This is a genomic window from Actinomadura kijaniata NBRC 14229 (assembly GCF_001552175.1).
Taxonomy (GTDB): Bacteria; Actinomycetota; Actinomycetes; order Streptosporangiales; family Streptosporangiaceae; genus Spirillospora; species Spirillospora kijaniata.
Genome location: NZ_BCQR01000120.1, coordinates 25,728 through 38,350 on the forward strand (window position 1 = coordinate 25,728; position 12,623 = coordinate 38,350).

10 protein-coding genes are annotated in these 12,623 nt (G+C 70.7%); 3 read left to right on the plus strand and 7 right to left on the minus strand.

Going from position 1 to position 12,623, the window contains the following annotated elements:
• Window positions 1-217: 217 nt before the first annotated feature.
• Window positions 218-1,225 carry a tRNA (adenine-N1)-methyltransferase gene (locus AKI01S_RS32195; RefSeq protein WP_157420300.1) on the minus strand — a complete coding sequence of 336 codons (1,008 nt, stop codon included), beginning with the start codon at window positions 1,223-1,225 and terminating at the stop codon, window positions 218-220.
• Window positions 1,226-1,349: 124 nt separating this feature from the next.
• Window positions 1,350-2,537, minus strand: a complete 1,188-nt coding sequence (locus AKI01S_RS32200) for a site-2 protease family protein (RefSeq protein WP_084000461.1) — start codon at window positions 2,535-2,537, stop codon at window positions 1,350-1,352.
• Between the two features lie 308 nt (window positions 2,538-2,845).
• Here AKI01S_RS32200 and AKI01S_RS32205 point away from each other — a divergent pair, with 308 nt between their 5' ends.
• The 3 genes from AKI01S_RS32205 to AKI01S_RS32215 all read left to right on the plus strand — a co-directional run bounded on the left by AKI01S_RS32205 (window position 2,846) and on the right by AKI01S_RS32215 (window position 5,740).
• Window positions 2,846-3,697, plus strand: coding sequence for a RecB family exonuclease (locus AKI01S_RS32205; protein WP_245681870.1), 852 nt, complete (start codon window positions 2,846-2,848; stop codon window positions 3,695-3,697).
• 84 nt (window positions 3,698-3,781) lie between these two features.
• Entirely contained in the window at window positions 3,782-5,002 is a 1,221-nt protein-coding gene (locus AKI01S_RS32210; protein WP_067826145.1) for a sensor histidine kinase, read from the plus strand.
• A 57-nt stretch (window positions 5,003-5,059) separates the two neighbouring features.
• Entirely contained in the window at window positions 5,060-5,740 is a 681-nt protein-coding gene (locus AKI01S_RS32215) for a response regulator (protein ID WP_067826167.1), read from the plus strand.
• Between the two features lie 157 nt (window positions 5,741-5,897).
• Here AKI01S_RS32215 and AKI01S_RS32220 read toward each other — a convergent pair whose 3' ends face one another.
• The 5 genes from AKI01S_RS32220 to AKI01S_RS32240 form a co-directional block, all read right to left on the minus strand.
• Window positions 5,898-7,016, minus strand: coding sequence for an ABC transporter ATP-binding protein (locus AKI01S_RS32220; RefSeq protein WP_067826147.1), 1,119 nt, complete (start codon window positions 7,014-7,016; stop codon window positions 5,898-5,900).
• Between the two features lie 17 nt (window positions 7,017-7,033).
• Entirely contained in the window at window positions 7,034-8,116 is a 1,083-nt protein-coding gene (locus AKI01S_RS32225) for an ABC transporter ATP-binding protein (protein WP_067826149.1), read from the minus strand.
• The gene (locus AKI01S_RS32230) at window positions 8,116-9,126 is read right to left on the minus strand and encodes an ABC transporter permease (RefSeq protein ID WP_067826151.1); all 1,011 of its coding nucleotides are present in this window, start codon (window positions 9,124-9,126) and stop codon (window positions 8,116-8,118) included. The genes AKI01S_RS32225 and AKI01S_RS32230 overlap by 1 nt, the downstream gene beginning before the upstream one ends.
• Window positions 9,127-9,222: 96 nt before the next feature.
• Window positions 9,223-10,977 carry an ABC transporter substrate-binding protein gene (locus AKI01S_RS32235; RefSeq protein WP_067826153.1) on the minus strand — a complete coding sequence of 585 codons (1,755 nt, stop codon included), beginning with the start codon at window positions 10,975-10,977 and terminating at the stop codon, window positions 9,223-9,225.
• A 36-nt stretch (window positions 10,978-11,013) separates the two neighbouring features.
• Window positions 11,014-12,018 carry an ABC transporter permease gene (locus tag AKI01S_RS32240; protein ID WP_067826155.1) on the minus strand — a complete coding sequence of 335 codons (1,005 nt, stop codon included), beginning with the start codon at window positions 12,016-12,018 and terminating at the stop codon, window positions 11,014-11,016.
• Between the last annotated feature and the right edge of the window lie 605 nt (window positions 12,019-12,623).

Sequence of the window (12,623 nt, forward strand, 5' to 3'; positions counted from 1 at the left end):
TGTCGTGTCGGGGGCGTGCGCGGTGGGTTCGGAGGGGGCGCGGCGGGGGTGGGGAATGCCGTCGGCGCCCCTCCGGTGAAGGCGGGTGGGGGTGTTTTCGGTGGGTGCCGCCGAAAGGTTTTCCGATTTCAGCGGGGTGTCGGGGTGGGGAGCGCGGTCGGGGGCGCTGCGTGAATTCGTCGTTAGGGGCCGGTGGTTACGGGCCGGCGGGTGTGATCTAGACCGCACCCTGATCTTCGGTCGAATTTTCGGCGTTCGGCGTGTCGGGGGCCGTGGCGGGGTCGGTCACGAGGTCGGTGGCGGGGTCGGTGGTGGGGGTGGGGGGCTCGGTGTAGGCGCCCTTGGCGGGGCGGCGGCGCCGGGCCGGCGGGGTGACGCCGTCGGCGAGGCGGCGGGCGGTGACCAGGAAGCCGGTGTGGCCGACCATGCGGTGGTCGGGACGGACGGCCAGGCCCTCGCAGTGCCAGGAGCGCAGCATGGTCTCGAACGCGTAGGGCTCGGCGAACGCGCCGTGGTCGCGGAGTTCCTCCACCACGCGTGACATCTGGGTGGTGGTGGCGATGTAGGCGCAGACCATGCCGCCGGGGATCAGGGCCTTGGCGACGGCGTCGACGCATTCCCAGGGGGCGAGCATGTCGAGGACGACGCGGTCGACCTCGGTCTCGGACAGGTGGTCCTGGAGGTCGCCGATGGTGAGGCGCCACGCGGGGTGGGGGCCGCCGAAGAAGCGTTCGACGTTGGCGCGGGCGGTGTCGGCGAAGTCGGGGCGGCGTTCGTAGGAGGAGACGAGGCCGCGGTCGCCGACGGCGCGCAGCAGGAAGCAGGTGAGGGCGCCGGAGCCGACGCCGGCCTCCACGACGCGGGCGCCGGGGAAGATGTCGGCCTGGGCGATGATCTGGGCGGCGTCCTTGGGGTAGACGACGGCGGCGCCGCGGGGCATGCGGACGGTGTAGTCGCTCAGCAGCGGGCGGAACGCCAGGTACTCGACGCCGCCGGTGGAGCGGAACACGCTGCCTTCGGGGCTGCCGATGACGTCGTCGTGGTCGATGGCGCCCTTGTGGGAGTGGTACTGCTTGCCGGGCTGCAGGGTGATGGTGTTGATGCGGCCCTTGGGGTCGGTGAGCTGAACCTGGTCGCCGGGGCGGAACGGGCCGTGGGGGATGCGGCCGGTGGTGGGCTCGTCCGGGGTGCCCGTGGAAAGGTGCTGCGGCGTGGTTTCGCTCATGGGTGACAAGGCTATCGGTGCGCGGGCGTTGCTCGGCCCGTGCTCGGCCCGTGCTCAGGCGGTGGTCAGCCGGTGGTCAGGGCGTGTCCGTCGGCCGGATGCGCCGGCCGGTGGGCGGGGCCGGTCACAGGCCCGCGAACGCGCGGTCGACGTCGGCGGTGGCCAGGACGCCGTACACCGAGCCGTCGGGTTCGGTGAGCAGGTACTCGGTGGCGGGGGCGCGGCGCAGCGCGATGATCAGGTCCTCGCCGCCCAGGTCGGCGGGGAGGGTCAGGTCGGGTTCCAGTGAGCGTGACAGGTCGCCGACGGTGATCCAGGGGCGGCGGTGGTCGGGGGTGGCGAGGACGGCCTTCTCGCTGACCAGGCCGCGGGGGGTGCCGTCGTGGTCGACGACGACGATGGCGCCGGCCTGCTGCTCCTGGGCGCGGCGGACGGCCTCGGCCAGCGGCACCTCGGGGGTGACCTGGGTGGCGCGGCGGGCCAGGCGGCGGGCCTGCAGGAGGGGGAAGCGGTCGCGGATGCGTTCGGCGCGGATGGCCTGGCTGGCGCCGATCCAGATGAACGAGGCGACCAGCGCCGACCACAGCAGCGCCAGCCAGCTGATCCCGCCGCCGGTGCCGGTGCGGTAGGTGGCGGCGTAGGCGCCGCCGAACAGGCACAGCAGCGCCAGGACGCGGCCGACCTGCCCGGCGACGATCGCGCCGTTGCGGGCGCGGCCGGTGGCCTTCCAGACGGCGGCGCGGACCAGCCGGCCGCCGTCCAGCGGCAGGCCGGGCAGCAGGTTGAACACGCCGACCAGCAGGTTGGCGAAGGTGAGTGCCTCCACCAGCAGCGCCAGGACCGGCGGCAGCGGCAGGGTCGCGCGGACCAGCAGCCCTCCCCCGGCCAGCACGAGGTTGGTGAGGGGCCCGGCGAACGCGATGAGGAACTCGCGGCCCGGGGTGGGGGCCTCGCGTTCGATGGCGGTCTCGCCGCCGAGGATGTGCAGGGTGACCGAGCGGACGGGCAGGCCCAGCACCCGCGCGGTGATCGCGTGGCTGAGCTCGTGGACGAACACCGAGGCGTACAGCAGCACGGCGTAGGCGAACGCGACGGCGTAGCTGGCGGGGCGGGCGACGATCTCGCCGAGGCGGTCGTTGACCTGGCTCTCGAACATGACGGTGACCAGGATCGCGACCAGGAACCAGCTGGGCGACACGTACACCGGGATGCCGAAGGGCCGCCCCATGGGCAGTCCGGGGCGGGGGGCGGGGCCGCCCGCGGGGTCGCCGGCCGGGTGCTTGTCCTCGGCCGGGGGCGCGCTGTTGGTCACGTTCCCGATGCTACGGCCCCGGGGCCGGGGTCCGCGCACGGGCCGGGCCGTGCATGGCGGGCCGGGCGGCGGGCCGGGCGGCGGGGCGATGGCGGGGACGGGCGGGTTCGGGTGTGGGATTTCGTCGGAGGGGTCGCCTACGCTGCTGTGTCATGACGACGGGGACCGACGGCAGGGTGGACGAGGCGGCGGGCGGCCGGGACGAGGCCCCCGGGACGGAGCAGGCCCCTCGGGCGGAGCAGGCCTCTGGGGTGGAGCAGGGTCCCCGGGTGGTCGGGTCGTTGTCGCCGTCGCGGGCGGGCGACTTCATGACGTGCCCGCTGCTGTACCGCTTCCGGGTGATCGACAAGATTCCGGAGAAGCCGTCTCCGGCGGCGGTGCGCGGCACGCTGGTGCACGCGGTGCTGGAGCGGCTGTTCGACCGTCCGGCGGCCGAGCGGACCGCGGCGGCGGCGCTGGAGCTGCTGGGGCCGCAGTGGGAGCGGCTGCTGGCGGCCGAGCCGGAGCTGGCGACGATGTTCGCCGAGGGCGAGGCCGGGGAGGCCGAGCGCGACGGCTGGCTGGAGCAGGCTCGGCGGATGCTGGAGCGGTACTTCACGATGGAGGACCCGCGGCGGCTGGAGCCCGCCGAGCGGGAGCTGTTCGTGGAGACGGTGCTGGAGTCGGGGCTGAAGCTGCGCGGGTTCATCGACCGGGTCGATGTGGCCCCGTCGGGTGATGTGCGGATCGTGGACTACAAGACCGGTGCGGCCCCGCGCGCCGACTTCGAGGCGCGGGCGCTGTTCCAGATGAAGTTCTACGCGCTGGTGCTGTGGCGGCTGCACGGGCGGGTGCCGCGGTTGTTGCAGCTGATGTACCTGGGCAACGGCGAGATCCTGCGGTACGAGCCGGACGAGGCGGATCTGCGGGCGACCGAGCGGAAGGTCGAGGCGCTGTGGCAGGCGATCCGGCGGGCGATGGACACCGGTGAGTGGCGGCCCCGGACCAGCCGGTTGTGCGACTGGTGCGACCACAAGGTGCGGTGCCCGCAGTTCGGGGGCACTCCCCCACCGTTGCCGGTCCTTGCCGGCGGGGCCGGTGAGGGGGGTGGGGCCGGTGGTGCGGTTCCGGTGGTGGCGGTGACGGCGGATTCGGACGGCCCGGAGTACGACGATCTGTGAGCGGCGGGGTCATCCTTGCGGAGGATCACGGATCCGCGCGCAGGAGGGCTCACGACCTGCTGCCGCTCTCATAGGGTGAGAGTCGTGTCACCCCGCATCCGAGGTCTGCGATCCTGCCGTGCCTGGTTCCTGGCGCGTCCGGCGGGCGCCGACGCCCTGCTGGCGCTGGTGCTGCTGCTGGCGGGGATCCCGCAGCTGGTGTGGCGGGACCTGCCGGCGGACGTGGCGGACTCGTTCGCCGACGCCGATCTGCGGCAGGTCGTGACGGTGACGGTGGTCACCCTGGCGATCTCGTTGCGGCGGGTGCGTCCGCTGTCGGTGCTGCTGGTGGTGCTGGCCGGGCAGTTCGCGCTCACGGCCTGGCACTACCTGCCGACGATCCCGGAGGTGGCGGCGTTCCTGATCGCGGTCTACAGCGTCGCGGCGCACCGGGGCCTGGCGCACAGCGCGCTCGGCGGAGTGGTGGCGCTGGCGGTGTTCAACGTCGTGTTCACGATGGTGCCGGTCGACAACAGCCTGATGGTGCTGCTCACCAACAACGCGCTGGTGGCGGGGGTGTGGATGCTGGGTCGCAACCTGCGGCTGCGGCGCGCCTACTTCGCCGAGCTGGAGGACCGGGCGGCGCGGCTGGAGCGGGCCCGGGGCACCGACGCGCGCGCCGCGCGGATCGAGGAGCGGTCGCGGATCGCCCGCGAGCTGCACGACGTGGTGGCGCACCACGTGAGCGTGATGACGGTGCAGGCGGGCGCGGCGCGGCGCATCATCGACCGCAACCCCGACGGGGCGCGGGAGGCGATGGCCACGATCGAGGAGGTCGGGCGGACCGCGCTGAGCGAGATGCGGCGGATCGTGGGGGTGCTGCGCACCGACCGCGACGCCGAGACCGCCCGCGGCGAGCTGGCGCCGCAGCCGGGCCTGGGCGACCTGGGCGAGCTGCTGGACCACGTCCGGGAGACGGGCCTGTCGGTGCAGCTGTGGATCGAGGGCGAGGCGCGCCAGCCGTCGCCGGGGGTGGACGTGGCGGCGTTCCGGCTGATCCAGGAGGCGTTGACCAACACCCTCAAGCACGCCGGGCCGGAGGCGCGGGCCTGGGTGCGGTTGGAGTACACCGACGAGGACCTGACGGTGGAGATCGAGGACGACGGGCGTGGCACCGCGACGATCATCGCCGACAAGGACGACAATCCCGGCCATGGGTTGGTCGGGATGTACGAGAGGGTCGCGTTGTACGGCGGTGAGCTGCGGATCGGGCCGCGGGTCGGTGGAGGTTTCGGCGTGCGGGCCCGGTTCCCGCTGGAGGCGTAGCGTGATGGTGGAACGGGTGGCCGGATGGACGGCCCGGCAGGCGGCGGAGGCGAAAAGGTGAGCACACGGGTGCTGCTGGTGGACGACCAGCCGCTGCTGCGGACCGGGTTCCGGCTGATCCTGGAGGCCGAACCGGACCTGGCGGTGGTCGGGGAGGCCGGGGACGGCGCGGCGGCGGTGGAGCTGACGCGGTCGCTGCTGCCGGACGTGGTGCTGATGGACATCCGGATGCCGGGGGTCGACGGGATCGAGGCGACCCGGCGGATCATCCGGGACGGGGCGGCCTCGCACGACCCGAAGGTGCTGATCCTGACGACGTTCGATCTGGACGAGTACGTCATCGAGGCGGTGCGGGCCGGGGCCAGCGGGTTCCTGCTGAAGGACTCGCCGCCGGAGGACCTGGTGCAGGCGATCCGGATCGTGGCGGCCGGGGACGCGATCGTGGCGCCGAGCGTGACGCGGCGGCTGCTGGACAAGTTCGCCACGCGGCTGCCCGCCGTGCGCGACGCCGTTCCCCCGCCGGGTCTGGACACCCTCACCGACCGTGAGCGTGAGGTGCTGACGCACGTGGCGCGTGGTCTGTCCAACGCCGAGATCGCGCGGGAGCTGGTCGTCAGCGAGACGACCGTCAAGACCCACGTGGGGAACGTGCTGGCCAAGCTGGGGTTGCGTGACCGCGTGCAGGCGGTGGTGTACGCCTACGAGACGGGACTGAGCCGCCCCGGCCAGACGGGATGATCCCGGGAGGCGGGGCGGTGGTGCCGCCCCGCCGACCGGTCCCCACCGGCCCGGCCCATTCGGCGGGGCCCATTCGACGGGGTCCCGTCGGCGTGGCTTGGGAACGGTGAAGGCCCCGCGCGGACACCGGGTCCGTGCGGGGCCTTCGCCGTTCGTGCTACTCCTTGCGCAGCGACGGGGTCGGCAGGTCCGTCGCGGGCGGGGACACCGCGCTCTGCGCGACCGCGTCGGTGGCGCTGACGGTGGTGTTCTCCGGGAAGTGGCAGGCGACCTGGTGGCCGGGGCTCAGCTCGGCCAGCGGCGGTTCCTGCGTCTTGCAGATCTCCTGCGCCTTCCAGCAGCGGGTGTGGAAGCGGCAGGCCGGCGGCGGGTCCAGGGGGCTGGGCACGTCGCCCTGCAGCCGGATCCGGTCGCGTCCCTCGCGCTTGGCCGGGTCGGGCACCGGGACCGCCGACAGCAGCGCGTTGGTGTAGGGGTGCATCGGCCGCTCGTACAGGTCGTTGCGGTCCGCGACCTCGACGATCTTGCCGAGGTACATGACCGCGACCCGGTCGGAGATGTGCCGCACCACCGACAGGTCGTGCGCGATCACCACGTAGGTGAGGTCCAGCTCGTCCTGGAGGTCCTCCAGCAGGTTCACCACCTGCGCCTGGACCGACACGTCCAGCGCCGACACCGGCTCGTCGGCCACGATCAGCTTCGGCTTGAGCGCCAGCGTGCGGGCGATGCCGATGCGCTGGCGCTGGCCGCCGGAGAACTCGTGCGGGTACCGGTTGTAGTGCTCGGGGCTGAGGCCGACCAGCTCCAGCAGCTCCTGCACGGCCTTCTTCACGCCGTTCTCGGTCTGGATCTTCTGCAGCCGGAACGGGGCGCCGACGATGGCGCCGACGGTCTGGCGCGGGTTCAGCGACGAGTACGGGTCCTGGAAGATCATCTGGAGGTCGCGGCGCAGCGGGCGCAGCCGCGACTGGGACATCCGGGTGATGTCCTCGCCCTCGAAGGTGATCTTGCCGAAGCTCGGGTCCAGCAGCCGCATGATCATGCGGCCGGTGGTGGACTTGCCGCAGCCCGACTCGCCCACCAGGCCCAGGGTCTCGCCCTTGCGGACCGAGAACGACACCCCGTCCACGGCCTTGACGGCGGCGACCTGGCGGCGCAGCAGACCGGCGTGCACCGGGAAGTGCTTGCCCAGGTTGTCGACGTCCAGCAGGACCTCGCCCTGGGGGATGACCCGGTCCGTGGCGGTCGGACCGGTGGCGTTGTCAGTAGTGCTCACAGTGTTCCCCCGTGCGGTCACAGCTTCGGCCGGATCTCGGTGTCCCAGATCTCCCGCCGCCTGTCCAGCGGGAGGTGGCAGGCGGCCTTGTGGCCCGGTTCCACCTCGACCAGTTCGGGCCGGTCGGTCTCGCTCTTGCCCCCGTTGAGGTCCCGATAGGCGCAGCGGGGGTTGAAGGCGCAGCCGGACGGCACGTTGATCAGGGAGGGCGGGGTGCCCTTGATCGGCATGAGGCGTTCGGTGCGGTCGCGGTCCAGCCGCGGCATCGACCCCAGCAGGCCCCAGGTGTAGGGGTGCAGGGGGCGGTGGAAGGCGTCCTCGACGCTGGCCTGCTCAACGCTGCGGCCCGCGTACATCACCAGGATGTCGTCCGACAGCTCGGCGACCACGCCGAGGTCGTGGGTGATCATGATGATGGCGGAGTTGAACTCCTGCTGCAGGTCCCGGATCAGGTCCAGGATCTGCGCCTGCACCGTCACGTCCAGCGCGGTGGTCGGCTCGTCGGCGATCAGCAGTTCGGGGTCGCAGGACAGCGCCATCGCGATCATGGCGCGCTGCCGCATGCCGCCGGAGAACTGGTGCGGGTAGTCGTCGACGCGCTTGTCGGGCTTGGGGATGCCGACCCGGCCGAGCATGTCGATGGCGTGCTTGCGCGCCACCTGCTTGGAGACGTCGTTGTGCACCCGGTACGCCTCGACGATCTGGTGGCCCACCGTGTAGAAGGGGTGCATCGCCGACAGCGGGTCCTGGAAGATCATCGCCATGTGCTTGCCGCGCAGCTGGCGCACCCGGTCGGGTGACAGGCCGACCAGTTCCTCGCCGTTCAGCCAGATCTCGCCGGAGACCTTGGAGTTGCGGCGGTTGTGCAGGCCCATGATGGCCATGGAGGAGACGCTCTTGCCCGAGCCCGACTCGCCCACGATGCCGAGGGTGCGGCCGCGCTCCAGCTTGAACGACAGTCCGTCCACCGACTTGACCAGGCCGTCGTCGGTCGGGAAGTGCACGCGCAGGTCGCGCACCTCCAGGAAGGCCGTGGGCGCGCCGGCCGCGGAGTCGCCCACCGTGCCGTCGGTCAGCTCGGCCCGTCGCTTGTCCGTCATCAGCTGTGCCTCACCCTCGGGTCGATGACCCCGTACAACACGTCCACGACCAGGTTGGCCAGGACGATGAACAACGCGGCGAACAGCGTCGCCCCGAGCACCACCGGAAGGTCGCTCTGGTTGATGCCGTCCAGGGCGAGCTGGCCGAGGCCCGGCAGCGAGAACGTCTTCTCGGTGATGATCGCGCCGCCCAGCAGCACGCCCAGGTCCAAGCCGAAGATGGTCAGGATCGGGGTGAGCGTGGCGCGCAGGCCGTGCTTGACGACCACGGTCTTCTCCGGCAGGCCCTTGGCGCGGGCGGTGCGGATGAAGTCCTCGTTCATCGTCTCCAGCATGCCCGCCCGGGTGAGCCGCGCGTACAGGGCGGCGTACAGGAACGCCAGCGCGATCCACGGCAGCAGCAGCGAGGCGAACCACTTGGCGGGGTTCTCGGTGAGGCCGACGTAGTTGACCTCGGGGAGCAGATGCCACTTGTGGACCACGAAGGCCAGGCCCAGCAGGCCGGTGAAGAACACCGGCAGTGACACGCCCGCCAGCGCCACCGCCATGGCGGCGCGGTCGAACAGGGTGCCGCGGCGCAGGGCCGACAGCACGCCGATCGAGATGCCGGCGATCAGCCAGAGCACCGCGGCGCCGGCTGTGATCGACATCGTGATCGGGAGCCGGTCGATGATCTGGTCGAGCACCGGCTGGTTGGTGCGGAAGGAGTAGCCCAGGCAGGGAGCCGGACAGTCGATCTTCTCGGTTCCGGTGTCGTAGGTGTCACCGGCGACGATGGCCTTGACGAACTTGCCGTACTGGGTGGTGATCGGTTCGTCGAGACCGAATCGTTCCTTGATCGCCGTCAGGGTCGCCGCGTCCGGGGTCTTACCGGCGTAACGGGCGGCCAGGTCGTCGGCGGTCACCCCGGCGGCGCGGGGCACAAGGAAGAAGATGGCGAACGTCACCGCGCTGATGATGAGCAGCAGCCCGACGGCGCCCAGCAGGCGGCGAACAATGAATGCGACCACAGTGTCCGGCCTGGGTGGCCGGCGGGGGATCAGCCCCGCCGGCCACCCGCTGCCTTCACCTGCCTTCTCTCAGGTAGTGCGGGGGGTGGACCGGTCTCAGCCGGTGACACCCATGTTGGCGTAGTCGTACATGCCGTAGCCCGCGTGGAAGTAGACGTTCGTCAGGGACGTCGGGCGGAACAGCAGGGACTTGGCGTACACGTTCGGCAGGATCGCGGCCTGCTCACGGATCCGCGCGTCGATCTCGTTGTAGATCTTGGCGCGCTGGGCCGGGTCCTGGACCTTGACGACCTCGTCCCACTTGCCGTTGACCACGGAGTCGTCCAGCTCTTCGGCGTTGGCGTTGCCGGTCTCGACGATCGCGTCCTTGTCGGAGATCGGCTGCAGGTAGCCGTAGCCGGTGTTCCAGTCGGGGGCCCAGCCGTAGGTGCCCAGGCCGACCTTCTCACGCTTGACGAACGCCGGCGAACCGAGCTGCTCGTTGGTGTAGGTGCCCGACGGGTAGCCCTTCAGCTGGAGCTTGATGCCGACGCGGGCCAGCGACTGCTCCAGGGCCTCGGCGGTGGCCTTCTCCTTCGGACGGTCGCTGCGGAACACCATCACGGTCTCGAAGCCGGTGGGCTTGCCGCACTTGTTCAGGGCGTCCTTGGCCGCGTTCACGTCACCGGTGAAGTTGACGTCGGCCTTGGTGTAGAAGTCCTGGCCCTTCTCCCGGCCGTCGACCGCGGGCGGCTGGATGGAGGTGGACACCTGGCCACCGGCGTCGCCGCCGTAGGCGCGGAACATCGCCGCACGGTCGGCGGCGTAGACGATCGCCTTACGGCACTCGACGTTCGGGATGTTCTTGGTGTTGATCGGGATGTACCAGTGGAAGCCGGCCAGCGGGTTGTCGGCGTTGGCCTTCAGCTTCGGGTTGGTCAGGATCTGCTGGCGGGCGGCCGCCTGCACACCCGAGCCCGGCAGGTCGACGTGCACCGTGCCCGCCATCAGCCGGTTGTCGATCTCCTCGGCCTTCAGGCCGGCCTGGACCTCGATCTTGTCCGGGAGCTGCTTGCGGTTGGGGTCGGTCTGCGGGTCCCAGTTGGAGTTGCGGACCAGCGTGCCGCCCTTCTTCGGCTGGTAGTCGCCCTCCCACTTGTAGGGGCCGGACGAGACCGGGTGCATGCCGTAGCGGGTGCCGGTGTCCTTCGCCTGCGGGACCGGGACGGTCTGCCCGCTGAAGCCCACCACCTGGTCGAACTCGGCGAACGGCGCCTTCAGCTTGAAGACCAGGGTGTAGTCGTCCTTGACCTCGACGCCCTTGAACTTGTCGAGGTCCTTGTCCTTGAACGGACCCTTGTAGCCGTCGGCGTCCAGCAGCTGCGTGAAGTAGGACGGGCCGTTGCGCAGGACGCCGCGGTCGAAGGTGCGGGCGACCGCGTACTTGATGTCCTTGGCCTTGATCTCGGTGCCGTCCTCGTACTTGACGCCACGCTTGATCTTGTAGGTCCAGGTCTTGCCCCCGTCGCCCGGCGTGCCCGGCGCCTCGGCGAGGTCGGGGACCATCTTGGAGCCCTCGGTGCCCGGCTTGGAGGCGTAGGTCATGAGCTGCCGCGAGTAAAGGCGGGTGAAGTTCAGACCGTAGGCGTAGTAGATGTTCGCCGGGTCCAGCGACTCGAAGTCGTCGGGCTGCGCCATCTTCAGCACGCCGCCCTTCTTGTCCGAGGCGTTCACCACGGCGGTGGAGCCCGCGTCGAACTTGGCGGAGCTGGTGCCACCGGAGGAGTCGTCACCACCGCCGCAGGCGGCCAACCCAAGACTCAGGACGACGGCACCGGCCGCCGCGCTGGTCACGACCTTGGGAGATTTCATCGTTTCCCTTTCGCTAATACCGGTCGTACGCCGGGGTCATCGGGCTCGTGGGTCCAGGGCGTCGCGCAGGCCGTCGCCGAACAGGTTGAACGCCAGCACGGTGATGAAGATCGCGAGACCCGGAACGATCACGAAGTGGGGGGCCACCGTGTACAGCTCGGTGGCCGCCGACAGCATCCCGCCCCAGGACGGGTCGGGTGGGTTGATGCCGACACCGAGGAACGACAGCGCCGCCTCGAACAGGATGTTGGTCGGGATCAGCAGGGTGGAGTACACCAGGATCGGCGCGACCAGGTTGGGCAGCACCTCCTTGAACAGGATGTGCGTGTTGCGGGCGCCCATGCTGCGGGCGGCGTCGACGAACTCGCGCTCGCGCAGCGACAGTGTCTGGCCGCGGATGATGCGGCCGATGTAGGGCCAGTTGAAGAAGCCGATGATGAACACCAGCACGCCCATGCGGAGGTCGTTGCCCGCCAGGCCGAGCATCTTGTTGGGAATGACGCCGACCAGGGAGATGGCGAACAGCACCAGCGGGAACGCCAGGAAGATGTCCATCAGGCGGGCGATGACGGTGTCCACCCAGCCGCCGAAGTAGCCGGCGATGATGCCCATGACCGTCCCGATCACCACCGAGACCAGCGTGGCCAGCACGCCGATCAGCAGCGACACGCGGGCGCCGAACAGGATGCGGCTGAACAGGTCGCGGCCGTTGATCGGCTCGATGCCGAACGGGTGGTCGGCGCTGATGCCGCCGAGGCTGCCGATCGGTCCGCCGAGGGTCGGGTCGACCAGGTTCTGGTGGAACTGGTTGGGCGGGCTGCCGAAGGTGCGCGACAGCAGCTCGGTGACGCCGGGCAGCGACATCACGATCAGCAGCAGCACGACCAGGGCACCGCCCATCGCCACCTTGTCGCGCTTGAGCCGCATCCAGGCGATCTGCCCGAGGGAACGGCCCTGGATCGCCTTGCGACCACTGCCCGCAAGGACGGCGTCCGGCTGGGCCTGTTGTTCGGCCCCGGTCGCCTCGATCGGTGCGGTCACGCTCCGTACCTCCTACCACTTCGGCCACGCTGCCGCCGGCGTAACATCCGGCGATCGCGGAGATCGTCCGCTCCCCCGTGCCCGTTACGCCGCGTTTGCTGGAGGGAAACCTAGTGCTTCGGGCACGACTGTCCATCCGTGAGGGCGCCTTCGCCAGTACCCGTAGCTGACTTGTGATCTCGTCGTCATCAAGGGCACATGAGACGTGCGCAGCACAAAGGACAAAGTACGCAGATCGTATGTGGCCGACCGTCACGTTGAGCAAGCGACAGGCGGGACGCCCCGGCAAGCTTTACCGAGTTGAGTCCGTTCTGATACCGCCGGCTCCGCAGGTCACGGCCGGTTAGACAAGATCAGCTGCTAAGAGTGTAAAGCACGCGGCGGACCGGGGACCGTCACGGCGCGTACAGGACGCGCCCACGGTACCCCGGTCCGCCGCGACGGCAGGGACGGTCGTTACCCGAAGGTCACTTGATCCCCCTGTTGCGGAGGATCTCCTCGATCTCGGCCATGTCCTCGTCGAGGGCGGGCGCGGCCCGCCGCCGCTCCACCGCCCGGCGCGGCGCCGGCTCCCGGGCCTCCCGCGGCTTCCCGGCGGGCGCCCC